The sequence below is a fragment of the Streptomyces sp. x-19 genome (genome assembly GCF_046549115.1).
Classification (GTDB): domain Bacteria; phylum Actinomycetota; class Actinomycetes; order Streptomycetales; family Streptomycetaceae; genus Streptomyces; species Streptomyces albulus_C.
The window spans coordinates 1-1000 of the sequence record NZ_JAJPWK010000102.1; the positions used below are offsets into that span (position 1 = coordinate 1).

The following is a 1000-nucleotide window of genomic DNA, read 5'->3' on the forward strand; positions in this document are numbered from 1 at the left end:
CGGAGTCGGAGAGGTTCCGGGCGAACGTGCCGGTGGCGATCGAGTTCGCGTCGTCGCTGGGGTGCACGACGTTCAACGCGCTGTACGGCAATCGGGTCGAGGGGGTCGGTGCGGCCGAGCAGGACGCGTTGGCGCTGGAGAACCTGGTGTTCGCGGCGCGGGCGGTGGGCGAGGTGGACGGCACGTTGTTGATCGAGGCGTTGAACGCGCCGGAGTCGCCGGCCTGTCCGATCGTTTCGGCGCCGAAGGCGATCGAGGTCGTGGATGCGGTGAATGCCGCGAGCGGTCTGGACAACGCCCGGTTCCTGATGGACCTGTACCACCTGTCGATGAACGGTGAGGACCTTGAGGAGGTCATCGACCGTTACACCGCCAAGACCGCGCACGTGCAGATCGCCGACAACCCGGGCCGTGGTGCGCCGGGCACCGGCTCGCTGGACTTCGTGGCGTTGTTGGGGCGGTTGAAGAAGAACGGTTACGACGGTTTCGTCGGCCTGGAGTACAAGCCGGGCGACGCGCCGAGTGCGTCGTCGTTCGCGTGGTTGCCGGCGCCTTTGCGTGCTGCTCGGTAGCCGGTCGCGCTGCGTTGTCCCGTTTGCGGTTCCCTTTGTTTTGAGTGTGAAAGAGGCTTTTCGATGAGCAACCTGCCGAAGATTGCGTGGGTCGGGCTGGGCATCATGGGTTCGCCCATGGCCGAGAACCTGATCAAGGCCGGCTACGCGGTGACCGGTTACACCCTGGAGGCCGACAAGCTGCAGCGGCTGGCGGACGCCGGGGGCACCGCGGCGGCGAGCATCGCCGAGGCGGTCGCCGAGGCGGACGTGATCATCACGATGGTGCCGGCGTCGCCGCAGGTGGAGGCGATCGCCTACGGTCCCGAGGGGATCTTGGAGAACGCCAGGAGCGGTGCGCTGCTGATCGACATGTCCTCGATCACGCCGCAGACCTCCATCGACCTGGCGAAGAACGCGGCGGAGAAGGGCATCCGGGTTCTGGACGC

The 1000-nt window shown here is 66.9% G+C and carries 2 protein-coding genes; both read left to right on the plus strand.

All coding sequences use genetic code 11. The features are described from left to right. On the plus strand, positions 1 to 572 hold a 572-nt coding region (locus tag ACLJT4_RS42435), incomplete at its 5' end, for a TIM barrel protein (protein WP_411130511.1). A gap of 63 nt (positions 573 to 635) precedes the next feature. Continuing rightward, positions 636 to 1000: NAD(P)-binding domain-containing protein (locus ACLJT4_RS42440; protein ID WP_411130512.1), on the plus strand; the 365-nt coding region annotated here is incomplete at its 3' end.